We start from the raw sequence: 26741 nt of genomic DNA, 5'->3' as shown, positions 1-26741 counted from the left end.
CCCGGCCGGGCAGTGTGCCGGCCGGGGCGCAGTCAGGAGCGAGCCTCGAAGGCCCCTGGCGTCAGCTCAGGGACGCGAGCGCCTCGTTCCAGGTGGCCGACGGGCGCATGACCGCGGCGGCCTTGGCCGGGTCGGGCTGGTAGTAGCCGCCGATGTCGGCCGGCTTGCCCTGGACGGCGAGCAGCTCGTCGACGATCTTCTGCTCGTTCGCGGCAAGCGTCTCGGCGAGCGGGGCGAAGGCCTTGGCCAGGTCCGCGTCGTCGGTCTGCGCGGCCAGCTCCTGCGCCCAGTACAGGGACAGGAAGAAGTGGCTGCCGCGGTTGTCGATGCCGCCGACGCGACGGGTCGGGGACTTGTCCTCGTTGAGGAAGGTCGCCGTGGCGCGGTCGAGGGTGTCGGCCAGGACCTTGGCGCGGGTGTTGCCCGTGGCCGTGGCGTACTGCTCGAAGGACGGCACCAGCGCGAAGAACTCACCCAGCGAGTCCCAGCGCAGGTAGTTCTCCTTGACCAGCTGCTGGACGTGCTTCGGCGCGGAACCGCCGGCGCCCGTCTCGAACAGGCCGCCGCCCGCCATCAGCGGGACGACCGACAGCATCTTGGCGCTGGTGCCCAGCTCCAGGATGGGGAAGAGGTCGGTGAGGTAGTCACGCAGCACGTTGCCGGTCACCGAGATGGTGTTCTCGCCGCGGCGGATGCGCTCGACCGACAGCTTGGTGGCCTCGACCGGCGCGAGGACGCGGATGTCCAGCCCCTCGGTGTCGTGCTCCGGCAGGTAGGCGTTGACCTTGGCGATCAGGTTGGCGTCGTGCGCGCGGGTCTCGTCCAGCCAGAACACCGCCGGGTCGCCGGTGGCGCGGGCGCGGGTGACGGCCAGCTTCACCCAGTCCTTGATCGGGGCGTCCTTGGTCTGGCAGGCGCGGAAGATGTCACCGGCGGCGACCGGCTGCTCGAGGACGACGTTCCCGGCCTGGTCGACCAGGCGGACCGTGCCGGCCGTCTTGATCTCGAAGGTCTTGTCGTGGGAGCCGTACTCCTCGGCCTTCTGCGCCATCAGGCCGACGTTCGGGACCGAGCCCATGGTCGACGGGTCGTAGGCGCCGTTGGCGCGGCAGTCGTCGATCGCGACCTGGTAGACGCCCGAGTAGGAGGAGTCCGGAAGGACCGCGAGGGTGTCGGCCTCCTGGCCGTCCGGGCCCCACATGTGGCCGGAGGTGCGGATCATGGCCGGCATCGAGGCGTCGACGATCACGTCGGACGGGACATGCAGGTTGGTGATGCCCTTGTCGGAGTCGACCATCGCGAGCGCCGGGCCCTCGGCGAGCTCGGCGTCGAAGGAGGCCTTGATCTCGGCACCCTCGGGCAGGGCCTCCAGGCCCTTGTGGATGCCGCCCAGACCGTCGTTCGGGGTCAGGCCGGCCGCGGCGAGCGTCTCGCCGTACTTCGCGAAGGTCTTCGGGAAGAAGGCGCGCACCACGTGGCCGAAGACGATCGGGTCGGAGACCTTCATCATCGTGGCCTTGAGGTGCACGGAGAACAGGACGCCCTCCTGCTTGGCGCGGGCGACCTGCGCGGCGAGGAACTCGTTCAGCGCGGCGGCGCGCATCACGGAGGCGTCGACGACCTCGCCCTCGAGCACCGGTACGGACTCGCGCAGCACCGTGGTGGTGCCGTCCTCGCCGACCAGCTCGATCTTCAGGGCGCCGGCCTCGGCGATCACCGCGGACTTCTCGGTGGAGCGGAAGTCGTTCTCGCCCATGGTCGCGACGTTGGTCTTCGAGTCCGAGGACCAGGCGCCCATGCGGTGCGGGTGGGTCTTGGCGTAGTTCTTGACCGAGGCGGGGGCGCGGCGGTCGGAGTTGCCCTCACGCAGGACCGGGTTCACGGCGGAGCCCTTGACCTTGTCGTAGCGGGCCTGGATCTCCCGCTCCTCTTCGGTCTTCGGGTCGTCCGGGTAGGCCGGCAGTGCGTAGCCCTGGCCCTGGAGCTCGGCGACCGCGGCCTTCAGCTGCGGGATGGACGCCGAGACGTTCGGCAGCTTGACGATGTTGGCCTCGGGCGTCTTGGCCAGCTCGCCCAGCTCGTGGAGGGCGTCCGGGATCCGCTGGTCCTCGGCCAGGTACTCCGGGAACAGGGCGATGATGCGCCCGGCCAGCGAGATGTCACGGGTCTCCACCGAGACACCCGCCTGAGAGGCGTAGGCCTGGACCACCGGCAGGAAGGAATACGTCGCCAGGGCCGGGGCCTCGTCAGTGTGCGTATAGAAGATGGTCGAGTCAGTCACCGGGTGCTCCGCTCCACGTCTGCAACATTGCTCGACATCAAGATATCTCGTGATCGAGGCGGGCTCGACAGGGGTCCGCACGCACGTCCCACACTTCGGACCGCGAAGTGCCTCGCGACGGTGCAACCAAAGGGGCCGATCCAGGGTCCTGGAAGGAGATCGTGCACCTGATCGTCGACGGCCGGAGCTGACCTCCCGGCCGCCCGAGGGAAAGCTGACCATGAGATATCGCAGCAGAGTGACGGCCCCCGCGGCCGCCCTGATCGGCACCGCCGCGGCCCTGACCACGGGAACCGCGGCGTACGCCGGACCCTTCACCGCAAGAGACACCGGCACGCCGGGCCCCGAGACCCTGGGTGACTCCGTCTTCCCGAGCCTCGGCAACGACGGCTACCGCGTCTCGGCGTACCACCTCGACTTCGCCTACGACGACACCACGCGACTGGTGGACGCCGCGGCGACGATAGAACTGAGGACGACCCAGGCCCTGAGCCGTTTCTCCCTGGACGCCCTCGGCCTCGACATCCGCACGGTCCGCGTCGACGGTCGTACGGCCGCCTTCGAGCAGGCGGGCGAGAAGCTGCGCGTCACGCCCGCGACCGCCCTGGACGCGCGGTGCCGGGTCCGCGTCCGCGTGGAGTACTCCGCCGACCCGCGCCGCATACTCGCCCACACCGCCTGGGTCGCCACGCCGGACGGCTTCGCGCTGTGTCCGCAGCCGAACTCCGCGCACACCGCCTTCCCGTGCAACGACCATCCGTCGGACAAGGCGGACTTCACCTTCCGCATCACCGTCCCGAGCGGGCTGCGCGGCGTCGCGAACGGCGTCCTCACCTGCACCGAGGATCTGTCCGGCGGCCGGACGGCGTACTCGTACCGGTCCCGCTCGCCGATCGCCACCGAGCTGGTGCAGATCACGGTCGGCGACTACGTGATCAAGGACCGGCAGGGCCCGCACGGGCTGCCGCTGCGGGACGTCGTGCCGACGGCCCGCGCCGCCGCCCTCGAACCGGCGCTCGCGCTCACCCCGAACCTGGTCCAGTGGCTCGAGGCACGGCTGGGGGCCTACCCGTTCGAGACGTACGGGCTGCTGCCCTGCAACTCCGACGACGCGAACGCCTTCGACTTCACGGGCCTGGAGACCCAGACCCTCACCCTGTACAAGCCGAACTTCCTGCTCCAGGCGGAGAAGTCGATCGGCTCGCACATGATGCACGAGCTGGTCCACTCCTACTTCGGCAACCTCGTCAGCCCCGGCAACTGGGCGGATCTGTGGCTGAACGAGGGCCACGCCGACTTCTACGGACTGCTGTACCGCTACGAGCGCGGCTGGGCCGACTCCCTCGGCCTGACCACCATGGAAGCCCGGATGAAGAACACCTACGCCCGCGGCGACCAGTGGCGCCACGACTCGGGCCCGGTGGCCGCGCCCAATGAGGCCAATCTGTTCGACAGCCAGCGTTACCTGGGCGGCGTGCTGGTCCTGTATGCCCTGCGTCAGCTGGTCGGCGAGGACGTCTTCGCCGCGATCGAGCACACCTTCCTGGCGCGTCACCGCAACTCCTCGGCGACGACGGCGGATTACATCGCCGTCGCCTCGGAGGTGTCCGGCCAGGACCAGTCCGGCTTCCTGCGCGACTGGCTCTACGGTACGAAGACGCCGCGGATGCCCGGCCACCCGGACTGGACGGTCACACCGGTGAACTCGGCGCTCGCCTCACCGCACAGCCGCAGGGGCGGGCACTGGCACGAGAACTCCGCGACTCTCTGACCCCGAGGGACCTCTGAGGATCTCGCGGGAACTCGAGGGATCTCGCGGGAGCCCTCAGTCGAGGCGGGCGACGGACACCTCGCCCGCCTCGACGACCGCCTGCTCGACGCTCCGCTGCTGGGGGATCGCCACCGATCCCTGCTGCAGCGCCACCGTCCGCGCGGGCGCCGGAATGCGGATGCCCTCCTCGCGGTAGCGCTTGTGCAGCGCCTTGATGAACTCGTGCTTGATCCGGAACTGGTCGCTGAACTCGCCCACGCCCAGGATGACCGTGAAGCCGATCCGCGAGTCGCCGAAGGTGTGGAAGCGGATCGCCGGCTCGTGGTCCGGGACGGCGCCGGTGATTCCGGTCATCACCTCGGAGATGACCTCCATCGTCACGCGCTCGACGTGGTCCAGGTCGCTGTCGTAGGCGACCCCCACCTGGAGCAGGATGGTCAACTGCTGCTCGGGACGCATGAAGTTGGTCATGTTCGACTTGGCGAGCTCCCCGTTGGGGATGACGACCAGGTTGTTGGAGAGCGCACGGACGGTCGTCTGACGCCAGTTGATGTCCTCGACGTAGCCCTCCTCGCCGCTGCTCAGCTGGATGTAGTCGCCGGGCTGCACGGTCTTCGAGGCGAGAATGTGGATGCCCGCGAAGAGGTTCGCGAGCGTGTCCTGCAGCGCCAGCGCGACCGCCAGACCGCCCACGCCCAGGGCGGTGAGCAGCGGCGCTATGGAGATGCCCAGCGTCTGCAGCACCACCAGGAAACCGATCGCCAGGACCAGGACCCGGGTGATGTTGACGAAGATCGTGGCCGATCCGGCGACCCCGGAGCGGGAGCTGGTGACCGCCCGCACCAGGCCGGCGATCACGCGGGCCGCCGTCACCGTGACGACGAAGATGAGCACCACGGTCAGCACCTGGTTGACGTGGTTCTGGACGGTTCTCGTCAGCGGCAGCGCCGCGCCCGCGGAGGCGGCACCGCCCACGATCGCCGCCCACGGCACCACCGTGCGCAGCGCGCCGACGATGACGTCGTCGCCGCTCCAGCGGGTGCGGTCGGCATGCTTGCCCAGCCAGCGCAGCGACATGCGCAGCAGGAACCCGGCCAACAGGCCCGCTGCCAGCGCGATTCCGGCGATGACCAGGTCGTCCACGGTGAGCGCGCGGTCCACCGGCTACCTCCAAGTTCGGGATGTGCAGCCGCTCATCCTGCCCTATCCCGTACAGGAGTTCGTACCTGGCGGTCGCCCGGACGGCGCGAATCAGACGGTCCCCTCCGCCGGTTCGGGCTGGTCCAAGTTTGAGCCGTACGCGGCGGTCTTGTGAGTTCCGTACGAACGACGGGCCGCGTACCACCACACACTGGCGAGGACGAGTACGACGGCGAGGGCGATGGACGCGTAGTCCATCGAGTCGACCGATACCGGCGACGACTTCAACAGGGGCGACGGGATCGACCCGAAGGGCGGGCCGATCAAGGTGACCGTCACATGTCCGTGAACGACCCGCCCCGCCCGGCCCCGGCCGCGAACCGCGCGGCCCCCTCCAGGGCTTCCGTCAACACGCCCATGCCGTAACGGAATTCGCCCCGCATCGCCGCCGCTTCGTCCAGCCCGTCCTGCTCCAGCACCGACGCCCGGTCGCCCCGCAGACAGGCCTGCGGGAAGCGGGCGATCTCGGCGGCCAGCGTTTCCGCCTCGGCGCGTGCCGTGCCGGCGGGCACGACCCGGTTGGCGAGCCCCACCTCGTACGCCTCCCGCGCCTGCACGGCCCGCCCCGTGAGGATCATGTCCAGGGCGCGGCTCTGGCCGATCAGCCGGGGCAGCCGTACCGTGCCGCCGTCGATCAGCGGGACACCCCAGCGGCGGCAGAACACCCCGAAGACGGCGTCCTCCTCGGCGACCCGCAGGTCGCACCAGAGGGCCAGTTCCAGACCGCCCGCCACCGCGTGCCCCGCGACGGCGGCGATCACCGGCTTGGACAGCCTGAGCCGCGTCGGCCCCATCGGGCCGTCCCCGTCCTCCGTGACCCGGTTGCCGCGATCGGTGCCGAGTGCCTTGAGGTCGGCGCCCGCGCAGAACGTGCCGCCCTCACCCCACAGCACCGCCACCCGCGCTTCGTCGTCCGCCTCGAACTCCCGGAAGGCGGCGACGAGTTCGGCGGCAGTCGGGCCGTCGACGGCATTGCGGACATCGGGGCGGGAGAGGACGACCGTGGTGACGTGTCCCTGGCGCTCGGTACGGACCGGCATGCTGGGCCCCCTCTTCATGGATCGCAGCCGCATGTTACTCACGGGTTGGGTCTCCCCGTCCAGGTGCGTGCAGCGATCGTCCGAACGCCGGCCCGGCGGCTGTGCGAGGCTGAAGTTCCCTGTGGAGGGAGTCCGGCCGATGGCAGCCGAACGTACGGATCTGCCGGTCGCCCTGGTGACCGGAGCTAACCGCGGCATCGGGTACGAGGTGGCACGGCAGCTCGCCGAGCGCGACCACCGCGTGGTCCTCGGCTCCCGCGACCTTGCCAAGGGACGCGCCGCCGCCGCGCGCATCGACCCGGGCGGCGAGCGGGTGAGCGCCGTGCAGCTCGACGTCGCCGACGCGGCGAGCGTCACCGCCATGGCCGACTGGGTCACCCGGAACCCGGGACGCGCGGACGTGGTCGTCAACAACGCCGCGATCCTCTACGACACCTGGGCCCAGGCCCGGTCGGCCGAACTCGGCGAGGTCCAACGGGCCCTGGACACCAATCTGTTCGGTGCCTGGCGAGTCACCCAGGCACTGCTTCCGCTGCTGCGACGCAGTCCACACCCGCGCGTGGTCATGGTCAGCAGCGAGGGCGGTTCGCTGCAGTCGATGAGCGGCGGCACCCCCGCCTACAGCGTCTCCAAGGCCGCGCTCAACGCCCTGACCTGCCTGCTCGCCGGCGAATTGCGCCGACACCGCATCCTGGTCAACGCGATCTGCCCCGGCTGGGTCGCCACCGACATGGGTGGCGGTGGCGGACGCCCCGTCGCCGAGGGCGCCGCCGGGATCGTGTGGGCGGCCACACTGCCCGACAGCGGTCCGACCGGGGGCTTCTTCCGTGACGGCAAGCCGGTGCCGTGGTGAGACCCGCGAGGCCTCGGGAGGCGGGGCGGTTCACCGGACCTCGATAGGGGGCGGTTCAGATCACCTTCAGCCGGACCAGCGCGCCCAGCGTCAGTGCCCCCGGCACCAGCGGCAGCCACACCGTGATGATCCGGTAGGCGAGGACCACCGCCGTCGCCACGGCCGCCGGGCCGCCCGCCGCCACCAGCGCCACGACCAGCGCCGCCTCCACCGAACCGAGTCCGCCCGGCGTCGGCACCAGCGCGACCGCGACCGTCGCCGCCAGATACGCCACGGCCATGTGCACGGGCGGCACGTCCAGCCCCAGCGCCTGCCCGACCAGAGCGAGACCGGCCGCCTGCAGCGCGGGGAAGGCGAGCGAACCGCCCCACAGGGCGAGCGCCCGGGACGGACGGGTGTGCACCGAGCGCAACTCGCACAGCGCGGTGCGCAGGAAGGACGCGACGGCGGTGCGCACCCGTCGTACGAACGCCAGGACGGCCGCCGCCACGACCAGCACCGCGCACACGCCGAGCAGCAACGGTCCCATCGCCCCCCGGGGCAGCAACTCGCCGAAGCTCAGCGCGCCCGGGAAGGCGAGCAGCAGTCCGGCCAGCAGGCTCAGCCGCCCGACCGTCTCCGCCAGCAGGTACAGGGCGAGCGCGGCCGAGGAGCGGGCGAGCGGAATCCCGCACACGGTCATGAACCGCAGGTTGACCGCACTCGCGCCGAGCCCGGTCGGCAGCAGGTGGTTGGCCGAGCCGGCCGCGAACTGCGTGGCCAGCAGCCGGCGCTTCGGCAACCGGTCCATGACCGCGCCCTGCCGGGTGCAGGCGGCCGCCACCCAGGTCAGACAGGTGGCACCGGCGGCGGCCAGCAGCCATGGCCACTCGGCGCTGCGCAGATGGCCGAAGCCCTCGGCGAGGACGGAGCGGTGCTGCACGGCGACGACGGTGACGAGCAGGAGCGGAACCAGGCACAGGATCTGCCGGATCTGGCGGGCCGGGACGCGTCGGGGAAGGCGTCCCTCGGGGAGTGGCCCTTCGGGGAGTTGAACCGCAGTCATATCGGAAGAGGTTTTCCGTCTCCCGCCAACTGCGGGTTGCGGGATCGCGGACAACGTCTTACGGACGGGAAGCGGCTGGGGAGGGAGGGCCATGAGGTCCTTCGGGGGAGGGAACGACGCAGCGGGAGTGTTGACCTCAATAACGCTCGAGGTTCTAGGTTCTCTCCCATGAGCATGGAAACCACAGCGTGGACACAACTGCACAGTGTCATGACCGCCCAGCAGGATCGCCGCCCTGTGGCGCGCGCCACGCTGCGCCGCATCAGCACGTTCGCCCGCCCGCACCGCGCCCGCATCGCCCAGTTCGTCCTGCTCGGGGTGGTGACCGCGCTGCTCGCCGTGGCGACCCCCGTGCTCGCCGGACGAGTCGTGGACGCGATCGTGTCGGGCGGCGACGAGAGCAGGGTCGTACACCTGGCCCTGCTCATCGCACTGCTCGCCGTCGGGGAGGCGGCGCTCGGCATCCTCGGCAGGAGGCTTTCGGCGACGCTCGGGGAGGGACTCATCCTCGATCTGCGGACAGCCGTGTTCGATCATGTGCAGCGGATGCCGGTCGCGTTCTTCACACGCACACGTACGGGAGCGCTGGTCTCCCGTCTCAACAACGACGTCATCGGCGCGCAGCGTGCCTTCAGCAACACCCTGTCCGGAGTGGTCAGCAACCTGGTCACACTCGTGCTCACCCTCGCCGTCATGCTGACGCTCTCCTGGCAGATCACGCTGCTCGCGCTGGTGCTGCTCCCGGTGTTCGTCGTGCCCGCCCGGCGCATGGGCAGCCGCATGGCCCGTATGCAGCGGGAGGCGGCGACGCTCAACGCCTCGATGGGCACGCGCATGACCGAGCGCTTCTCGGCCCCCGGCGCCACGCTGATCAAGCTCTTCGGGCGCCCGGAGGAGGAGTCCGAGCAGTTCGCCGACCGCGCCCGCCGGGTCGCGGACATCGGCGTGCGGACGGCCACCGCCCAGTCGGTGTTCCTGACCGCGCTGACCCTGGTGTCCTCCCTGGCGCTCGCCCTGGTCTACGGCCTCGGCGGCTGGTTCGCGCTGCACGGCAGCCTGGAGCCGGGCGCGGTCGTGTCGCTGGCGCTGCTCCTGACCCGCATGTACGCGCCGCTCACCGCGCTCGCAGGCGCCCGGGTCGAGGTGATGAGCGCCCTGGTCAGCTTCGAGCGCGTCTTCGAGGTGCTCGACCTCGAGCCGCTCATCGTCGAGAAACCGGACGCGCAGACCGTCCCCGACGGCCCGGTCTCCGTGGAGTTCGACGACGTCCGCTTCGCCTACCCCTCCGCCGACAAGGTCTCCCTCGCCTCCCTGGAGGAGGTGACGTCCCTCGACACCCGTGGCGGCGCCGAGGTCCTGCACGGCATCTCCTTCCGCGCCGAACCGGGCCGGACGGTCGCACTCGTCGGCTCGTCCGGAGCGGGCAAGTCGACGATCGCGCAGCTGCTGCCGCGCCTGTACGACGTCGACGAGGGCGCCGTCCGCATCGGCGGCGTCGACGTCCGTGACCTCACCGCCGGCTCACTGCGGGCCACCCTCGGCATGGTCACCCAGGACGGCCACCTCTTCCACGACACGGTCCGCGCCAACCTGCTCCTGGCCCGCCCCGAGGCGACCGAGGCCGAACTGTGGGACGCCCTGCGCCGCTCCCGCCTCGACGATCTCGTACGGTCCCTGCCCGACGCTCTCGACACCGTGGTCGGCGAACGCGGCTACCGTCTCTCCGGCGGCGAACGCCAGCGCATGACCATCGCCCGGCTGCTGCTGGCCCGCCAGCGCGTGGTCATCCTCGACGAGGCCACCGCCCACCTCGACAACACGTCGGAGGCCGCCGTCCAGGAGGCACTGACCGAGGCCCTGGAGGGACGGACCGCGGTCGTCATCGCCCACCGGCTGTCCACGGTGCGGGCGGCGGACGTGATCCTGGTGATCGAGGGCGGACTGATCGTGGAACGGGGCACGCACGAGGAACTGCTCGCGGCCGACGGCCGGTACGCCGAGCTGTACCGGACGCAGTTCGAGGAGCGGGCGGCGGGGGTGACGGAGATCGCCGCCGCCGGGGAGGCCGTGGCCTAGGGACGCCCTCGCCGCGCCCGGGCCCTTCCCTCCGGCCCTCGGCCCGGCCGAGGCAGCCGCCCCGCCGCCGGTGCACGGCTGGGGCGGGACTGCCGGCCGACGGGGCCACCGCCCGGCACCACGCAAGCAGCCGGAACCGGCCCGGCGAGCTCGACCAGCCCTGATGAGTGCGTGCGTGGACAGAGCCATAGGAGCGTCGTGCCCGGGGTGACCCAGATCGCGTCGGCCGCGAGTCCGGTGCCATAGGCACGGGACGGACGCCCGCCGTACCCTGTCCCGCGTCGGCGCGTACCCGTCTCCGGGACGCGACCCTCTTCACCACGGGAGCCTCAGCCCATGCTGCGCACCATGTTCAAGTCGAAGATCCACCGTGCCACCGTCACCCAGGCCGACCTGCACTACGTCGGATCCGTGACCATCGACGCCGATCTGCTCGACGCCGCCGACCTGTTGCCCGGCGAGCTCGTGCACATCGTCGACATCACCAACGGCGCCCGCCTGGAGACGTACGTCATCGAGGGCGAGCGCGGCTCGGGTGTGATCGGGATCAACGGGGCCGCCGCCCATCTCGTCCACCCCGGCGACCTGGTGATCATCATCAGTTACGCTCAGGTGACCGATGCCGAGGCCCGGGAACTCGAGCCGCGGGTCGTGCACGTGGACCGCGACAACCGGATCGTGGCCCTGGGCGCCGACCCGTCGGAGCCGGTACCGGGCTCGGACCAGGAGCGCAGCCCGCAGGCCGTACCGGCCTGACCGCCGACCATCAGGAGCGTGCCGATGAGCGCCAGCGAGATCCGCGACGACCGGGCGGCGGGCCGCCTGGAGGCCCTCGACGGAGGCGAAGTCGTCGGCCACATCGAGTACTTCGTCCTCGAATCGCCCGAGCGTGCCCTGGTTCCCGTGCACACGATCGTGGAACCGGCACACGAGGGGAAGGGCATCGCGGGCTCGCTGGCCCGCGAGTTCTACGCCATCGCCGAGCGCGAGGCCGTCGCGGTCGCCCCGCTGTGCCCGTACGTCGTCAAGTGGGCCGAACGCCACCCCGACGAGGCCCCGGCCGCCGACCCGGAGCTGCTGCGGGCGGCGAAGGACTGGCTGGTCGCGCACCCGGACCGGTTCTGAGGGCGCGTCCCCCTCAACCCCTACGAACCTGCGAAGAAGGGTCCCCTCTGCCTCATGCTCGCCCTCCTGCACACCTCGCCCCTGCACGTCCCGGTCTTCGACGCCCTGCGCGACGAGGACCACCAGGGCCTGGAACTGCGGCACTTGGTCGACGAGGAGCTGCTCGCCCGGGCCCGCCGCGAGGGTCCCGAGGCGGTGGCGGAGGACGTACGGGCCGCGCTGGACGAGGCCGTCGCCCACGGTGCGCGAGCCGTCCTGTGCACCTGCTCGACCATCGGCGCCATCGCGGAGGCGGCCGCCGTGGAGGCCGGGGTACCGGTGGTGCGTTCGGACCGTCCCATGGCGGCCGCCGCGGTGGCCGCCGGTCCGCGGATCGTCGTCCTGGCCACCGTGGAGAGCACGTTCGGCCCCACGACGTCCCTGATCGAGGAGGAGGCCCGGCGCGCCGGACGCCCCGTCCAGGTGCGGACCCGTCTCGTCGAGGGCGCCTGGAAGCACTTCGAGGCGGGAGACACCGAGGGCTGCGCGCGTCTCGTGGCGGCCGCGATCGACGCGGTCACCGACGTCGACGTGATCGTCCTGGCCCAGGGCTCCATGGCCCCGGCCCAGGACCTGACGACGACCACGCTCCCCGTGCTGTCCAGCCCCCGCCCGGGCCTGGCCGCGGGCGCCGCGGCGGTGCGCACCGGCTAGGCACACCTGGGCCCCCGCCGTCCTACGGGCGGGTGAGTGGGGAGACAGCCGTCGGGTACGCGGGGAGTAGTCCACAGCCGACGTCGACCGACTGGCCGGAGGACACCATGACCGACCCGTACCCCGACCCCGTTCCCCCCGGACCCACGCCCGGCCCGGATCCCCAGCCCCCCGCCCCGTTCCCGTCTCCGGTCCCTACCCCGCAGCCACCGTCCCCGGAGCCGACGCCGCCGGGACCCCCGCCCTCACCGCCGACTCCGACCCCGCCCCCGGACCCCTCTCCGTCCCCGGTCCCGCCGGGCCCGGAGCCGGTGCCGTCCCCGGAGCCGGGGCCACCACTGACCTGAGTCGGCCGGGTAAGAAAACGAATGCGGTGGGCGAGTACTCGACACCGCCCACCGCAACGCCATGAAGGGGCGCGGGGAACTGCGCGATCAGCCAGGAACAACCCGCAGTCGCGCGATCACCGCACCACCCGAACCACTAGGCGGAAACCTCCGACCGATCCCCACCCCACAACGTGTGGAACGACCCGTCCCGGTCCGTCCGCCGATACGTGTGCGCACCGAAGAAGTCCCGCTGCCCCTGCGTGAGCGCCGCAGGCAACCGCTCCGCACGCAGCGCGTCGTAGTACGCGAGGGCCGCGGCGAAGCCCGGGGTCGGGACGCCCTGACGGGTCGCGGCGACGATGACCTCGCGCCAGTCGTCCTGGGCGGCCGCGATCTCCTGCGCGAACGTCTCGTCGGACAGCAGGCTCGGCAGGTCGGCCCGGGTGTCGTACGCGGCGCGGATGCGGTCCAGGAACGCCGCGCGGATGATGCAGCCGCCGCGCCAGATCGCGGAGACGGCGCCCAGGTCGATGTCCCAGTCGTACTCCTCACGGGCCGCCGCGATCTCGTGGAAGCCCTGCGTGTACGACACGATCTTCGACGCGTACAGCGCCTGCTCGACGCGGTCCGCGAAGGCAGCCGCCTCCGCCTCGCCCAGCGGGGACGCCTTCGGGCCGGCCAGCCCGCGGGACGCCTCGCGGAGGTCGGCGTGCCCGGACAGCGAGCGCGCGAAGACCGCCTCAGCGATGCCCGACACCGGCACGCCCAGGTCGAGGGCGATCTGGACGGTCCAGCGGCCGGTTCCCTTCTGCTCGGCCTGGTCCACCACCACGTCCACGAACGGCTTGCCGGTCGCCGCGTCCACATGGGACAGCACCTCGGCCGTGATCTCGATCAGGTAGGAGTCCAGGCGGCCCGTGTTCCAGGTGCGGAAGATCTCGGCGATCTGGGCGGGGGAGTATCCGGCCACGTCCCGCAGCAGCTGGTACGCCTCGCCGATCAGCTGCATGTCGGCGTACTCGATGCCGTTGTGGACCATCTTCACGAAGTGCCCGGCGCCGTCGGGGCCGACGTGCGTCACACAGGGCGCGCCGTCCTTCGCCTTCGCGGAGATCTTCTCCAGCATCGGACCGAGGGAGTCGTACGACTCCTTGGGGCCGCCCGGCATGATGCTCGGCCCGTGCAGCGCGCCCTCCTCGCCGCCGGAGACGCCCATGCCCACGAAGTGGATGCCCTGCTCGCGCAGTTCGCGCTCCCGGCGGCGAGTGTCCGCGAAGTGTGCGTTGCCGCCGTCGATGATCATGTCGCCGGGCTCCAGGAGCGGGGCGAACTCCTGGATCACCGCGTCGGTCGGGTCGCCCGCCTTGACCATGATGACCAGGCGCCGCGGCCGCTCCAGTGCCGCCACGAACTCCTTGGCGGTCTCCGCCGCGATGAAGTCGCCCTCGTCCCCGAACTCCTCCACCAGAGCGTGCGTACGCGCCGCCGTCCGGTTGTGCAGCGCGACCGCGTAGCCGTTGCGCGCGAAGTTACGGGCGAGATTGCGGCCCATGACCGCGAGTCCCGTGACGCCGATCTGGGCTGTATTGCTCATTCGGTTGGCTCCTAAAGGATCCGGTATCGGTGGTGCCGGTCGTACCCCGTCAGTATCGCCCCACCGACCATCCTGGCTTGCCGGTACGCCGAGCGCATGTCCGGGGTGCCCGACGTGCCGCAGGCAGATACGCACAACCAGCCCCACTCGCCTCAGCCGTCGTGCAACTGGCGTGGAGTGCTTGTTGTTTGAGGGACAGGGCGGCCGATTGCCGTCTTGTCATGGCCTGTTCGGGGCGCTTACTTTTGGCCCTCCTGACGCATGTCGAGGGGGATCTTCATGGCCGTACGCGGCCGGCACCGCCGGTATCAGCCGAACAGGATCAACCGTGCCTCACTCACCGTCACGGTCGGCGGCGCCGGCATGGCGATCCCGCTGATCGGCACCGGCACCGCCCACGCGGCCGACGTGGCCACCTGGAACAAGGTCGCCGCCTGCGAGTCGACCAACAACTGGAGCATCAACACCGGCAACGGCTTCTACGGCGGACTGCAGTTCACCCAGTCCACGTGGGAGGCGTACGGCGGCGCGAAGTACGCACGCCGCGCGGATCTGGCCACCAAGGACCAGCAGATCGCCGTCGCGGAAAAGGTCCTGGACGGCCAGGGGCCGCGTGCCTGGCCGGTGTGTTCGGTACAGGCCGGGCTGACCCGGGGCGGCGCCACCCCGGACGTCCGTCCCGCCGGAAGCACGACCGCGAAGACCGGCACCACCGCCAAGAAGGCCGCCAAGACGTCCGTCGAGGACGTACAGCCCCAGTCCACGCCCCAGTCCCGGGCGGGTACGGCCGAGATGTACACCGTGGTCCGCGGCGACTCCCTCTCCGGGATCGCCGAGACCGAGCACGTCCGGGGCGGCTGGCAGCGGCTGTACGCCGCGAACCGGAAGACCATCGGCACGGACCCCGACCTGATCCTGCCGGGGCAGCGGCTGAATCTGCGCGCGAAGGCCCCCACGACGCACCCGTCCGGTACGGGCGGCACGTCGTCCACCTCGTCCACGGCGTCCAAGTCCTCGACGGAGAAGGCGTCTTCGGCCACCGAAGAGAAGGCCACGACCGGCAGCCACTCCCTCGTCGCCCCGGTCGGCGGTCCCATCGGCACCCCGTACCACGTGGCCGGCGCCTCCTGGTCGAAGGGCTACCACACCGGTGTCGACTTCCCCGTGGCCACCGGCACGACCGTGAAGGCGGTCGCGGCGGGCCGGGTGGTCACGGCCGGCTGGGGCGGCTCCTACGGCTACCAGGTGGTGATACGGCACGCCGACGGCCGCTACAGCCAGTACGCCCATCTGTCGGCGATCTCCGTGAAGGCCGGGCAGAGCGTGGGCGGCGGGCAGCGCATCGGCCGCTCCGGGGCCACGGGCAACGCGACGGGCCCTCATCTGCACTTCGAGGTGCGGACGGGGCCCGGTTTCGGTTCTGACATCGACCCTGTCGCCTATCTCAGGGCCGGCGGCGTCAGGATTTGACGCGTACCCGGTGCCGGTCGACGTCCGGCCTTGGGACATACGAGCCGCCGTAGAAGGGGCCGTAGAAGCGGTAGCGGGCCGGGTCGGTGGGCAGCGCGTCGTCCTCGGCGTAGGCCACCGCCAGGACGGTGGGTCCCACCTGGGTGGGGACGAGGACCTCCTCGCGGAGTGCGGCCGCGGCCGTCGGCTGGTCCGGGATCGTGGCGAGCAGCTCCTCCACGGGGGTCGGCCCGGTGACCGGCTGGGCCGGCTCCGGCGCGGTCTCCGGGGCGGCGCGTGCGATGCGCTCCGTCGTCAGCAGGATGAGGCCGCCCGCCGCCACCACGCCACAGCTCAGCGCGAGCGCGGTGCCCGTGGTGCCGTACCGGAAGGTCTCGCCGAACATCGTGATGCCGACCGCCGCCGCCACCACCGGGTTCACCACGGTCAGCGTGGCCAGCGGGGCCGCGAGTCCGGCGCCCCGGTAGGAGGCCTGGGACAGCAGCATGCCGGCCGTGGCGAAGACACCGATCACGGCCAGGGAGGGGATGTCGCCCGAGGTCACGCCGCCGGTCCAGTCGACCGCGACGGTCTTCGTGAACACCGAGGACATGCCGAACGCTATGCCGGAACCGGTCGCCAGCAGCATGCTGCGCACCGCGGGGTGCCGGTGGGCGGCCCGGCCCGCGAGCATCAGGGCCACGACCACGCCGCCGGAGACCACGGCCACGCCGACCCGCTGGGCCGTGTCCAGGGACTGCGCGTCGGAGGATCCGACCAGGGCCAGCAGACCGGCGAGGCCCACGGTCGCCATGATCGCGCCCCGCCAGGCGGTCGCGCCGGCCTTGCGCCCCACGAACAGGGCCGCCATCGGCAGCGCGAACACGATGGTCAGCGCGCCCAGCGGCTGCACCAGGCTCAGCGGGCCGTAGGCGAGCGCCACCACGTGCAGGACGCCGCCCAGGCCGTTGAGCGCCACCGCGGCCCACCAGGTCGGCCGGCGCAGCGGCGCGAACTGCTGGTGGTCCGGGGAGGACACCGCCACGTGCTCCTGCACGATCGCCCCGCCCGCGTATGCGACGGCGGACACGAGTGACAGCAGCACTGACAACGCGAGGGCACTCATGTGCTGCTCCTCTGCGTGTGGCGGGGTCGGTGAGCCCCGCGCGACGAACGGTCGGCCTTCATAACCAACACGATGCCTTGTCGATCTGTTCCCGTCGTCGTCCCTGAGCAGGCAATGGGTCCTACTACCGATGGAGTACGAATCGGGCGCCGTCCTACCCAAGGTGGGCGACATGGGGTGGAGACCCCCCCATGGGAACCCCTAGGGCCCTTGGTACTACTGCTCTTCGTGGACCTCGATCACAATCTTGCCGCCCTCCTGCCGCTCGGCGGCTTCTTCGTACTGCGCACCAGCGGGACGCCGCACACGCCACTGCCGACGCTCGCGTACGCGTACGAGAACCAGTCTTCGTATGCGTACGGAAATCCTATTACTTTTCGGGTCGAAAAGGTCGCGCATTCCCTCCGCGCCCCCGAGCCGCGGATCGCCGCCTCCGTGGCGCAGCAGGGGCTCGCGGCCCGGCTGTGGTCGGTGACGCTCGGCTGCGCCGTCCTCCACGGCAGCATCCCCGACCTCGACCCCGTGCTGCTGCACTGGGACCCCGACGCCGGCGCCCCCGACGACCTGTGGCTGCCGGAGGTCCGCCCGCTGCCCGCGGACGCCCCGACCGTCGCGGACACCGTCCTGCACGGCCACCTCGAACCGCTTGCGGCGGCCCTGCGCGCCCGCTACCGGATCGCGCCGGGACTGCTGTGGGGCAACGCGGCGTCCGCGCTGGCGGGCGCCGCCCGGCAACTGGACCACTGGGCCCGCGCGCACGCCCGCCCCCAGGTCGCCACCCGCGCCCGCACTCTCACTGCCGAACTCCTCGCCCACCCCCTCCTGTCGGACACCGGCACCCTCACCGGCACCGCCTTCCGGCGCCGCAGCTGCTGCCTCTACTACCGGGTGCCCGGCGGGGGTGTGTGCGGTGACTGTTGCTTCACACGACCCCCGCGCCCTTCCCCGCGCGACACATCTGGGTGACCATGAGGGAACCGGCCGCCGAGACAGGGAGTTGCGGGTGCGAGTGGGACTGCTGACCCGGGAGTACCCGCCGGACGTGTACGGCGGTGCGGGTGTCCATGTCGAGTTCCTCGCCCGGGAGTTGAACGCCCTGGTCGATCTCGAGGTGCACTGCTGGGGCGAGGGCCGCGGAGTGGGCGTCGTACGCCACCGCTCCTGGGCCGCCCTCGACACCGCCAACGACGCGCTGCGGACCTTCTCCGTCGACCTCGCGATGGCCGCCGGCCTCGAAGGTCGCGAACTCGTGCACTCCCACACCTGGTACGCCAACCTCGCCGGCCACTTCGGCAAGCTGCTGTACGGCATCCCGCACGTGATGACCGCGCACTCCCTGGAGCCCCTGCGTCCCTGGAAGGCCGAGCAGCTAGGCGGCGGATACGCCCTCTCCAGCTGGGCCGAGCGCACCGCGATCGAGACCGCCGACGCCGTGATCGCCGTCTCCGGCGCCATGCGCGAGGACATCCTCACCTGCTACCCGACGCTGGATCCGGCCAAGGTCCACGTGGTCCACAACGGCATCGACACCACGCTCTACCGCCCCGACCACGGCACCGACGTCGTGGATCGCATCGGCCTGGACCGGGACCGCCCGTTCATCCTGTTCGTCGGCCGCATCACCCGCCAGAAGGGCGTGCCCCATCTGCTGCGCGCGGTGCGGAACATCGACCCGGCGGCGCAGGTCGTGCTCTGCGCGGGAGCGCCCGACACCCCGGAGATCGACCGGGAGTTCCGCGACCTCTACCAGGAGCTGAGCAGCGTCCGCGAGGGCGTGCACTGGATCCCGCAGATGCTGCCGCGTCCGGAAGTGATCCAACTTCTCACGCATGCGACCGCGTTCGTCTGCCCGTCGGTGTACGAACCTCTCGGCATCGTCAACCTGGAGGCGATGGCCTGCGGGACACCCGTCGTGGCCTCCCGGGTCGGTGGCATCCCCGAGGTCGTGGACGACGGCAAGACGGGCCTGCTCGTGTCCGTGGACGACGACTTCGAGGCGAGCCTCGCGCGGGCGCTGGACGCGGTGATCGGCGACCCCGAGGCCGCCCGGCGGATGGGCGAGGCCGGACGGGAGCGCGCGGTGGGGGAGTTCGGCTGGGATGCCGTCGCCCGCCGTACGGTCGGGCTTTACGAGGAGATCCTCAAGCAGGACTAGACAGGAACGGACGGGCAGAGCGGCGGGGAGTTTCTCGAACAGGCTTACACCGCCCTGCACAGGGGCAGGCATGGATCAACCACGGTGAGGGGAGCGGCCATGCGTCGTGGCGGACCTTCGGTGCTCGGGATCGTACTGGCGGGCGGAGAAGGCAAACGCCTGATGCCCCTGACCGCGGACCGCGCGAAACCAGCGGTCACCTTCGGCGGCACGTACCGCCTCGTCGACTTCGTCCTGTCCAACCTCGTCAACGCCGACATCCTGCGCATCTGCGTCCTCACGCAGTACAAGTCGCACTCGCTGGACCGGCACATCACCCAGACCTGGCGGATGTCCAGCCTGCTCGGCAACTACGTCACCCCGGTCCCGGCCCAGCAGCGGCTCGGCCCGCGCTGGTACCTGGGCAGCGCCGACGCGATCCTGCAGTCCCTGAACCTGGTGCACGACGAAAGCCCCGAGTACGTGGTGGTGTTCGGCGCCGACCACGTGTACCGCATGGACCCGCGCCAGATGCTCAACCAGCACATCGAGAGCGGTGCGGGCGTGACAGTCGCCGGCATCCGCGTCCCGCGCTCCGAGTCCTCGCAGTTCGGTGTGATCACCCCGGGCTCGGACGGCCTGACGGTCGAACGCTTCCTGGAGAAGCCCGCCGACCCGCCCGGCCTGGCCGACGACCCGGAATGCGTCTTCGCCTCGATGGGCAACTACATCTTCACCACCAAGGCGCTCATCGAGGCGTTGCAGCGGGACGCCGAGGACGAGCACTCCCTGCACGACATGGGCGGCTCGATCCTGCCCCAGCTCACCGGCCGCGGCGAGGCGCAGCTGTACGACTTCAGCGCCAACCACGTGCCCGGCGAGACCAACCGCGACCGGGGCTACTGGCGCGACGTCGGCACCATGGACGCGTACTACGACGCCCACATGGACCTGATCGCCGAGCGCCCCGCCTTCAACCTCTACAACCGCCAGTGGCCCATCTACACCCACTCCAACCAGCTCTCCCCGGCCCGCTTCAACGCGGGCGGCATGTCCAGCGAGTCCATCATCAGCGCGGGCTGCCTCATCCGGGGCCAGGTCACGCGGTCCGTCCTGTCGCCCGGCGTCCGGGTCGACCCGGGAGCCGTGGTCCAGGGCTCGATCCTGCACGACAACGTCCACATAGGCCGGGGCGCGGTCGTGCGCGGGGCGGTACTGGACAAGAACGTCGAGGTACCGCCGGGCGCGACGATCGGCGTCAACCCGGAACGGGACGCGGAGCTGTACACCGTCTCCAAGGGCGGAGTGATCGCACTGGGGAAGGGACAGCTGGTGCCGTAGACGGGCACCGATGCCGTAGACGCCTGGGGGTGCCACACGCGTGTGTGGCACCCCCTGACTTGTCATGTCCCTGGACGGGGAGCGGATTCCGTGTTGTCATGCCAACTGCTGTCCATGACAACGTTGTTATGGAGGATCCGTGCGCATCAGACGCCTCAGAGACCGACTCGCCCTCCTGCTCGCCGCGGCGCTCGGCGCAGCCGGGCTCGCCGCCGCCCCTGCCGCGACCGCCGCCGACGACCCCGTCGAGATCCATGGCCTGAAGGGCGAGTACTACACGCAGTCCGCCCCCGGCGCCTTCGACTTCGACCAGCTCAAGGCCACCGGCTTCGACCCGAACCTCGACTTCGACAACCTGGAGCCGCGCCTCGCCTTCACCACCGGTCAGTCGGACGACGTCAGCGTCCGCTGGACCGGCAAGATCGTCCCGGAGAAGAGCGGCCCCCACACGTTCTCGATCATCGGCGACAACGGCTTCCGGCTGTGGGTCGACGGCAGGATCGTCATCGACCACTGGGTGGACGACTGGGACCGCGAACAGACCGGTGAGCCCATCGAGTTGACCGCCGGCAAGGCCTACGACATCAAGGTCGAGTACTTCGAGCACTACGGCGGCTCCAACCTCCACCTGCGCTGGACCGAGCCCGGCGGCACCAAGGAGGCCGTCCCGCAGTCGGCGTTCCGGCTCCCCGACGGGTGGGACTACGACGGTGCCGTCGCCGCCACGGTCACCGGCACCGGCCGCACCCTGAAGCTCGACTTCGCCCAGCGCCTCACCGCGCCCCCGGCCGACTTCACCGACCACCTCGAAGCGGTGATCGGCGGCGCCAAGTGGCCCCTGGGCACCGCGAAACCGGACCCCGCCGACCCGAGGGCGCTGCTCGTCGCCCTGAAGGAACCCGTCGTCGGCAACAAGACCGGCACCGCACCCGGCATCGCCGACGTCCGCTACGACGGAAGCGGCGGCCTCACCGGCGCCGACGGCAACGTTGTCAAGGCGTTCTGGAGCAGCGGCCCTAACCACTCCACGTACGAGCTGCGCACGAAGTGGGCCGACCAGGTGGGCCCGGACAACGCCCACCCCGAATACCCGCGACCGCAGCTGACCCGCACCGACTGGCGCAACCTGAACGGCCGTTGGCAGTTCGCGGCGGCCACGGCGGGCGAGCAGCCGCCCGTCGGCAAGGACCTCGCCGAGCGCATCCTCGTCCCGTACCCCGTGGAGTCCCAGCTCTCCGGCCTCGAACGGCACGAGGACCGCATGTGGTACCGCCGCACCTTCACCGTCCCCGCCGACTGGCGGATCGGCTCCGGCAAGCGCCTCCAGCTCAACTTCGGGGCCGTCGACTGGCGGGCCGAGGTATACGTCAACGGCACGAAGGTCGCCCAACACCAGGGCGGATACGACAAGTTCAGCGCCGACGTCACCGACGCCCTGAAGCCCGGCCGCACCCAGGAACTGATCGTCGGCGTGTACGACCCCACCGACGCGGCCGCCGGCGAGAACCCGCCGATCGGCAAGCAGCGCCTGGACCCGAGCGGCATCTGGTACACACCGACCTCGGGCATCTGGCAGACGGTGTGGATGGAGCCGGTGGTGTCCGATCACGTCGACTCCCTCAAGCTGACACCCGACGTCGCCAAGAGCCGACTCACCGTGGAAGCAAAGGGAGTTCGCGACGGCGTGCCGATCACGGCGACGGCGTACGACGGAAAGTGCAGGGTCGCCACGGCCCGCGGCCGGACCGGCGGCCCGCTGACCCTGACCATCGACAACCCGCACCTGTGGTCGCCCGACGACCCGTTCCTCTACGACCTGAAGGTCACCGTCGGCAAGGACCGCGTCGGCAGCTACTTCGGGATGCGCTCCATCGCCGTCGAGAAGATCAACGGCGTCCCGCGCACGGTCCTCAACGGCAAGCCGATCTTCATGATGGCCACCCTCGACCAGGGCTTCTGGCCCGACGGCCTCTACACGGCCCCGACCGACGAGGCACTCGCCCACGACCTGAAGGTCCACAAGCAGCTCGGCTTCAACTCCGTGCGCAAGCACATCAAGGTCGAACCCGACCGCTGGTTCTACTGGGCCGACCGGCTGGGCCTGCTGGTCTGGCAGGACATGCCCGCGATGACGGCCGGGGTGAACCCGAGCACGACGGCCCGCGCCGAGTACGAGCGCGAGATGAAGCAGATGATCGACGAGCACATCAGCAGCCCGTCGATCGTCATGTGGGTCACCTTCAACGAGGGCTGGGGCCAGTACGACGAGGCCCGCATCGCCGACCAGGCCAAGGCCTGGGACCCGACCCGGCTGGTCAACTCCATGTCCGGGCTCAACCTCGGGGCCGACGGCGGCACCGGCGACATCATGGACGAGCACGGCTATCCCAGCCCCGCCCTGCCACCCCACCCCGACGGTCAACGCGCCCTGGTCAGCGGCGAGTACGGCGGCCTCGGCCTCGCGGTGCCGGGACACGCCTGGTCGGTGCAGCAGTCGTACGTCGACGTCGACCCGGCGGCCTATACCGACGACTACCTGACGAAGCTCGCCGAGGTGCACGCCCTGGCCTGCAAGGGCGGCAACGGCGCGGTCTACACCCAGATCTCGGACGTCGAGGGCGAGCTGAACGGCCTGCTGACGTACGACCGCAGGGTGCTCAAGCCCGACACGCAGCGGGTGAGGGCCGCCCAGCAGGCCTTGATCCGCGACGCTTCCCAGGCGACTCCCGCCGGCTGCCCGACCACGTGATCCGAGATCTCTCACGCCTCCGGAGGACTTCCCCATGAGATGGACCCGGCGCCTGCGCCTGTGCGTGGCGGGGGCGGTGACAGCGTCCGCGCTGTTCGCCGTGCCCGCCACCGCCCAGGCCACCGAGCCGAGCGACGGTCGACTCACCGACCTGGTCAACCCGTTCATCGGAACCGAGAACGAGGGCAACACCTATCCCGGCGCCGCCGTGCCCTTCGGCATGGTGCAGCTCTCGCCGGACACCGGCCACAACACCGGCTACGACTACTCCCAGAACCACATCCGCGGCTTCTCCCTGGTCCACCTGTCCGGCGTCGGCTGCGGCCTCGGCGGCGACCTGCCCGTACTGCCGACCACGGGCGACGTCACACAGACGGACTACGCCAAGTACGCCGCCGAGTTCAGCCACGACGACGAGAAGGCGAGCCCCGGCTACTACCGCGTCGGCCTGAAGACCGGCATCCGCGCCGAACTCACCGCCACCGCGCGCACCGGCGTGCAGCGCTACACCTTCCCCGCCACGGACAAGGCCAACGTCCTCCTGAACGCGGCCCAGTCGCTGCACACCACGGTCTCCACCAAGGTCGAGATCCTGGACAGCCGCACCGTGCGCACCGCCATCACCGGCCGCGGCTTCTGCCAGGACACCAAGCCGTACACCGTCTACACGATCACCCGCTTCGACCGGCCCTTCACCGCCTACGGCACCTGGGACGGCGGCTCAGTCGCCGCGGGCTCGAAGGCCGGCCGCGACGGCGCGTACGTACGCTTCGACACCACCAAGGACCGCACGGTCGAGGCGACCACGGCCCTGTCCTACGTCGACGCGCAGGGCGCGGCGGTCAACCTCCGTGCCGAGGGCGGCCGTTCCTTCGACGCCGTGCACCACAAGGCGCAGCAGGCATGGGAGGACCGCCTCGACGACGTGCGCGCACAGGGCGGTGACGACAGTCTGCGCCGGACCTTCTACTCGTCCCTGTACCGGTCGTTCCTGGCCCCCAACATCGGCAGCGACGCCGACGGCCGCTACACCGGCTGGGACCAGAAGATCCACCGCGCGCAGGGCTTCACCTACTACCAGAACTGGTCCCTGTGGGACACCTACCGCACCCAGTCCCAGCTGCTGTCCCTGCTCGCGCCCCGCGAAGCCCGCGACATGGCGATCTCGGTGATCAAAATTGACGAGGAGAGCGGCTGGCTGCCCAAGTGGGGCTACGGCACGGTCGAGACGAACATCATGACCGGCGACCCGGTCACCCCATTCCTCACCAACGCCTACCAGCAGGGCCTGCTCAACGGCTACGAGGAGCGGGCGTACCGGGCCCTGAAGCAGAACGCCGACGGGGTGCCGCCCGCGGACTCGCCGGCGGTGGGCCGGGAGGCGAACAAGGAGTACATCGCCCAGGGCTTCGCGCCGTACATCAAGGACCGCCCGCATGTGAAGCCGGGCGACTCGGACTACGACCACGGCGCCTCGGCGACCCTGGAGTACGCCCTGTCGGACGCGATGCTCGCGCAGATGGCGCGCGACCTCGGACACGGAGCCGACGCGGCGCGTTACGCCGCCCGCGCCCAGAGCTACCGGAACATCTTCGACCCCTCGACCGGCTTCTTCCGCGCCCGTGACGCCTCCGGTGCCTTCACCGGTCCGGCCGACCCGGCGCAGAGCGAGGGCTTCCACGAGGGCACGTCCTGGCAGTACCAGTGGCTGGTGCCGCAGGACCTGCCGGGCATGGTCGGCCTCATCGGCGGCGAGCAGGCCGCGAACGACCGGCTCGACTCGTTCTTCGCCTACGACCAGCTGCTGGCCGACCCGGCGAAGACGGCCCGCGAGGTGTGGGTCAACGGCCCCTACGACTACTACAACGCCGACAAGTACAACCCGCAGAACGAGCCCGACCTCATCGCCCCGTACACCTACCTGTCGACCGGCGAGCCCTGGAAGACGACCGACGTCGTGCACGCGGCGCTGACCCTCTTCACGGACGCGCCGACCGGCATGACCGGCAACGACGACCTCGGCACGATGTCCGCCTGGAACGTGCTGTCGTCGATCGGCATCTTCCCGGTGCAGCCCGGCTACGACACCTGGGGGCTGTCCACGCCCGTCTTCGACCGGGTCGACCTGACGCTGGACCGCCGCTACTACCCGCACGGCGCCCTGACGATCACCGCTCCCGGCACCTCCGGCACCGACCGCTACATCCAGTCGGCCCGCACGGACGGGTCGTCGTACGAGCGGACGTACCTGACGACCGGCACTCTGCGCTCCCTGCGCTCCCTCGCGTTCACGGTCGGCCCGCACCCGTCTGAGTGGGGAACGTCGCCGCAGGCGGCGCCACCTGCACTGAAGTGACCTCAAGCGCCTCTTGAGTCCCACCCCTCACATGGGGGGTGGGACTTAATCTGCTGTTAACTGTGCGTAGCTTGATCGTACTTGACCGTAATCGGCAAAGGGGGGTTGACTGCTTGCTCACCCGTCGTCGACGCGAGGCAAGCCCTTGACTTCTGACCAGCTCGCTCCTCTCGACCTGGCGTTCTGGAACCTCGAGTCCGCCGAACACCCCATGCACCTCGGTGCGCTCGGGGTCTTCTCGTCGCACTCGCCCACCGCGGGCGCGCACGCAGCCGACCTCCTCGCGACACGGGCCGCGGCCGTGCCCGGACTGCGGATGCGCATCCGGGACGTATGGCATCCGTCCCCCCTGCAGCCGCTGTCCTTCGGCAGCGCCGCCCGCGAGCCCGACCCCGACTTCGACCCCCTGCACCACGTCCGGCTGCACGCCCCGACCGCCGACTTCCACGCCGAGGCCGGCCGGCTCATGGAGCGCTCGCTGGAGCGCGGCCGGCCGCCGTGGGAGGCCCATGTGCTGCCCGGGGAGGACGGCGTCTCCTTCGCCGTGCTGTTCAAGTTCCACCACGCCCTGGCCGACGGCTTGCGCGCGCTGACGCTCGCCGCCGCGATCCTGGACCCGATGGACCTGCCGGCCCGCAAGCCCCGCCCCGAGGAGCCCAAGCGCGGCTTACTGCCCGACGTGCGCAAGCTGCCGGGGTTGGTCAGGGGCGCCCTGTCCGACGTGGGGCGCGCCCTCGACATCGGCGCCTCCCTGGCCGTGTCCAGCCTGGGCGTGCGCTCCTCGACGGCGTTCACCGCCGAGGCCACCGGCAGCCGCCGCACCGCCGGCGTCGTCATCGACATCGACGACGTACACCGCATCCGCAAGTCCGAGGGCGGCACCGTCAACGACGTCCTGATCGCCCTCGTCGCGGGCGCCCTGCGCCGCTGGCTCGACGAGCGCGGCGACGGCAGCGCCGGCGTCCGGCCGCGCGCCCTCATCCCCGTCTCCAAGCGCCGCCCGCGCACCGCCCACCCACAGGGCAACCGGCTCTCCGGCTACCTGATACGGCTCCCCGTCAACGACGCCGACCCGCTCAGCCGGCTCGACACGGTCCGCTCCGCCATGGACCGCAACAAGGACGCCGGCCCCAACCGGGGCGCGGGCGCCGTCGCCCTGCTCGCCGACCATGTGCCCGCGCTCGGCCATCGGCTCGGCGGACCGCTGGTCGGCCAGGCCGCCCGGCTCTGGTTCGACATCCTGGTCACCAGCGTCCCGCTGCCCAGCATCGGCCTGAAGCTCGGCGGCAACCCGGTCACGGAGGTCTACCCCTTCGCCCCGCTGGCCCGCGGCCAGTCCCTGGCGGTGGCCGTCTCGACCTACCGCGGCCACGTCCACTACGGGCTCGTCGCGGACGCCGAGGCCGTCCCCGACCTGGACCGACTGGCCGCCGCCCTCACCGAGGAGGTACAGACGTTGATCACCGCCTGCGGTTCCTGATCAAGGCGGGTTTGGAGGACCGGCCCGGCGCTCCGTAAAATTCGCCGTTCGACAGCGGGTGCGATCGGAGCGCCGCGACGGGAAACCAGGGAACGGCAG

General features: G+C 71.0%; 19 protein-coding genes and 1 pseudogene. 13 read left to right on the top strand and 7 right to left on the bottom strand.

Annotation, left to right across the window (positions count from 1 at the left end):
• Positions 1-61: 61 nt before the first annotated feature.
• Positions 62-2281, bottom strand: a complete 2220-nt coding sequence (locus tag OG303_RS08760; protein ID WP_405866506.1) for an NADP-dependent isocitrate dehydrogenase — start codon at positions 2279-2281, stop codon at positions 62-64.
• Between the two features lie 220 nt (positions 2282-2501).
• Between OG303_RS08760 and OG303_RS08755 the strand changes: the two genes are divergently transcribed.
• Positions 2502-4052: a M1 family metallopeptidase gene (locus tag OG303_RS08755; RefSeq protein WP_405866504.1), complete on the top strand. Its 1551-nt coding sequence runs from the start codon at positions 2502-2504 to the stop codon at positions 4050-4052.
• Positions 4053-4106: 54 nt separating this feature from the next.
• Here the strand turns inward: OG303_RS08755 and OG303_RS08750 are convergent, their stop codons facing one another.
• The 3 genes and pseudogenes from OG303_RS08750 to OG303_RS08740 form a co-directional block, all read right to left on the bottom strand.
• Positions 4107-5213, bottom strand: a complete 1107-nt coding sequence (locus OG303_RS08750; protein ID WP_405866502.1) for a mechanosensitive ion channel family protein — start codon at positions 5211-5213, stop codon at positions 4107-4109.
• 90 nt (positions 5214-5303) lie between these two features.
• Positions 5304-5483: pseudogene (locus OG303_RS08745) on the bottom strand (amino acid permease); the annotation flags it as partial.
• Between the two features lie 44 nt (positions 5484-5527).
• On the bottom strand, positions 5528-6292 hold the full coding sequence (locus OG303_RS08740) for a crotonase/enoyl-CoA hydratase family protein (protein WP_405866500.1): 765 nt from the start codon (positions 6290-6292) through the stop codon (positions 5528-5530).
• A 139-nt stretch (positions 6293-6431) separates the two neighbouring features.
• Here OG303_RS08740 and OG303_RS08735 point away from each other — a divergent pair, with 139 nt between their 5' ends.
• Positions 6432-7145, top strand: a complete 714-nt coding sequence (locus OG303_RS08735) for an SDR family oxidoreductase (RefSeq protein ID WP_405866498.1) — start codon at positions 6432-6434, stop codon at positions 7143-7145.
• Positions 7146-7200: 55 nt separating this feature from the next.
• Here the strand turns inward: OG303_RS08735 and OG303_RS08730 are convergent, their stop codons facing one another.
• The gene (locus tag OG303_RS08730) at positions 7201-8190 is read right to left on the bottom strand and encodes a YbhN family protein (protein ID WP_405866496.1); all 990 of its coding nucleotides are present in this window, start codon (positions 8188-8190) and stop codon (positions 7201-7203) included.
• Positions 8191-8364: 174 nt separating this feature from the next.
• Between OG303_RS08730 and OG303_RS08725 the strand changes: the two genes are divergently transcribed.
• From OG303_RS08725 to OG303_RS08710, 4 genes are all read left to right on the top strand, one after another.
• Positions 8365-10266: an ABC transporter ATP-binding protein gene (locus tag OG303_RS08725; protein WP_405877139.1), complete on the top strand. Its 1902-nt coding sequence runs from the start codon at positions 8365-8367 to the stop codon at positions 10264-10266.
• Positions 10267-10602: 336 nt separating this feature from the next.
• The gene (gene panD, locus OG303_RS08720; protein WP_405866494.1) at positions 10603-11022 is read left to right on the top strand and encodes an aspartate 1-decarboxylase; all 420 of its coding nucleotides are present in this window, start codon (positions 10603-10605) and stop codon (positions 11020-11022) included.
• A gap of 24 nt (positions 11023-11046) precedes the next feature.
• Positions 11047-11391 (top strand): GNAT family N-acetyltransferase, encoded by a 345-nt coding sequence (locus tag OG303_RS08715; protein WP_405866492.1) that lies wholly within the window; start codon positions 11047-11049, stop codon positions 11389-11391.
• A gap of 54 nt (positions 11392-11445) precedes the next feature.
• Positions 11446-12084, top strand: a complete 639-nt coding sequence (locus OG303_RS08710; RefSeq protein WP_405866490.1) for an aspartate/glutamate racemase family protein — start codon at positions 11446-11448, stop codon at positions 12082-12084.
• 483 nt (positions 12085-12567) lie between these two features.
• Here OG303_RS08710 and gndA read toward each other — a convergent pair whose 3' ends face one another.
• A complete protein-coding gene (gndA, locus tag OG303_RS08705; protein WP_405866488.1) occupies positions 12568-14007 on the bottom strand; it encodes an NADP-dependent phosphogluconate dehydrogenase in 1440 nt (479 codons plus the stop codon).
• Between the two features lie 279 nt (positions 14008-14286).
• Here gndA and OG303_RS08700 point away from each other — a divergent pair, with 279 nt between their 5' ends.
• Positions 14287-15477: a transglycosylase family protein gene (locus tag OG303_RS08700; RefSeq protein WP_405866486.1), complete on the top strand. Its 1191-nt coding sequence runs from the start codon at positions 14287-14289 to the stop codon at positions 15475-15477.
• On the opposite strand, the gene OG303_RS08695 is transcribed toward OG303_RS08700, so the two are convergent.
• Positions 15467-16582: a DMT family transporter gene (locus OG303_RS08695; protein ID WP_405866484.1), complete on the bottom strand. Its 1116-nt coding sequence runs from the start codon at positions 16580-16582 to the stop codon at positions 15467-15469. The genes OG303_RS08700 and OG303_RS08695 overlap by 11 nt on opposite strands.
• Before the next feature lie 210 nt (positions 16583-16792).
• On the opposite strand from OG303_RS08695, the gene OG303_RS08690 reads away from it, so the two are divergent.
• From OG303_RS08690 to OG303_RS08665, 6 genes are all read left to right on the top strand, one after another.
• The gene (locus OG303_RS08690) at positions 16793-17548 is read left to right on the top strand and encodes a (2Fe-2S)-binding protein (protein WP_405877137.1); all 756 of its coding nucleotides are present in this window, start codon (positions 16793-16795) and stop codon (positions 17546-17548) included.
• Between the two features lie 37 nt (positions 17549-17585).
• On the top strand, positions 17586-18737 hold the full coding sequence (gene glgA / locus OG303_RS08685; RefSeq protein ID WP_405866482.1) for a glycogen synthase: 1152 nt from the start codon (positions 17586-17588) through the stop codon (positions 18735-18737).
• A 99-nt stretch (positions 18738-18836) separates the two neighbouring features.
• Positions 18837-20057 carry a glucose-1-phosphate adenylyltransferase gene (gene glgC / locus OG303_RS08680; protein WP_405866480.1) on the top strand — a complete coding sequence of 407 codons (1221 nt, stop codon included), beginning with the start codon at positions 18837-18839 and terminating at the stop codon, positions 20055-20057.
• A 139-nt stretch (positions 20058-20196) separates the two neighbouring features.
• Positions 20197-22806, top strand: a complete 2610-nt coding sequence (locus OG303_RS08675) for a PA14 domain-containing protein (RefSeq protein ID WP_405866478.1) — start codon at positions 20197-20199, stop codon at positions 22804-22806.
• Between the two features lie 34 nt (positions 22807-22840).
• Entirely contained in the window at positions 22841-25162 is a 2322-nt protein-coding gene (locus tag OG303_RS08670) for a GH92 family glycosyl hydrolase (protein WP_405866476.1), read from the top strand.
• A gap of 145 nt (positions 25163-25307) precedes the next feature.
• Entirely contained in the window at positions 25308-26642 is a 1335-nt protein-coding gene (locus tag OG303_RS08665; protein WP_405866474.1) for a wax ester/triacylglycerol synthase family O-acyltransferase, read from the top strand.
• Positions 26643-26741 lie beyond the last annotated feature (99 nt).

The organism is Streptomyces sp. NBC_00005, from assembly GCF_045160215.1.
Classification (GTDB): domain Bacteria; phylum Actinomycetota; class Actinomycetes; order Streptomycetales; family Streptomycetaceae; genus Streptomyces.
This window is presented reverse-complemented; position numbering and strand designations above follow the sequence as displayed.

What these genes read in the sequence shown, in the direction of transcription:
- OG303_RS08755 (WP_405866504.1), top strand. Translation starts at nt 2,502, where the DNA reads ATGAGATATCGCAGCAGAGTGACGGCCCCCGCGGCCGCCCTGATCGGC.
- OG303_RS08740 (WP_405866500.1), bottom strand. Translation starts at nt 6,292, where the DNA reads ATGCCGGTCCGTACCGAGCGCCAGGGACACGTCACCACGGTCGTCCTC.
- OG303_RS08735 (WP_405866498.1), top strand. Translation starts at nt 6,432, where the DNA reads ATGGCAGCCGAACGTACGGATCTGCCGGTCGCCCTGGTGACCGGAGCT.
- OG303_RS08730 (WP_405866496.1), bottom strand. Translation starts at nt 8,190, where the DNA reads ATGACTGCGGTTCAACTCCCCGAAGGGCCACTCCCCGAGGGACGCCTT.
- OG303_RS08725 (WP_405877139.1), top strand. Translation starts at nt 8,365, where the DNA reads ATGGAAACCACAGCGTGGACACAACTGCACAGTGTCATGACCGCCCAG.
- panD (WP_405866494.1), top strand. Translation starts at nt 10,603, where the DNA reads ATGCTGCGCACCATGTTCAAGTCGAAGATCCACCGTGCCACCGTCACC.
- OG303_RS08715 (WP_405866492.1), top strand. Translation starts at nt 11,047, where the DNA reads ATGAGCGCCAGCGAGATCCGCGACGACCGGGCGGCGGGCCGCCTGGAG.
- OG303_RS08710 (WP_405866490.1), top strand. Translation starts at nt 11,446, where the DNA reads ATGCTCGCCCTCCTGCACACCTCGCCCCTGCACGTCCCGGTCTTCGAC.
- gndA (WP_405866488.1), bottom strand. Translation starts at nt 14,007, where the DNA reads ATGAGCAATACAGCCCAGATCGGCGTCACGGGACTCGCGGTCATGGGC.
- OG303_RS08700 (WP_405866486.1), top strand. Translation starts at nt 14,287, where the DNA reads ATGGCCGTACGCGGCCGGCACCGCCGGTATCAGCCGAACAGGATCAAC.
- OG303_RS08695 (WP_405866484.1), bottom strand. Translation starts at nt 16,582, where the DNA reads ATGAGTGCCCTCGCGTTGTCAGTGCTGCTGTCACTCGTGTCCGCCGTC.
- glgC (WP_405866480.1), top strand. Translation starts at nt 18,837, where the DNA reads ATGCGTCGTGGCGGACCTTCGGTGCTCGGGATCGTACTGGCGGGCGGA.
- OG303_RS08670 (WP_405866476.1), top strand. Translation starts at nt 22,841, where the DNA reads ATGAGATGGACCCGGCGCCTGCGCCTGTGCGTGGCGGGGGCGGTGACA.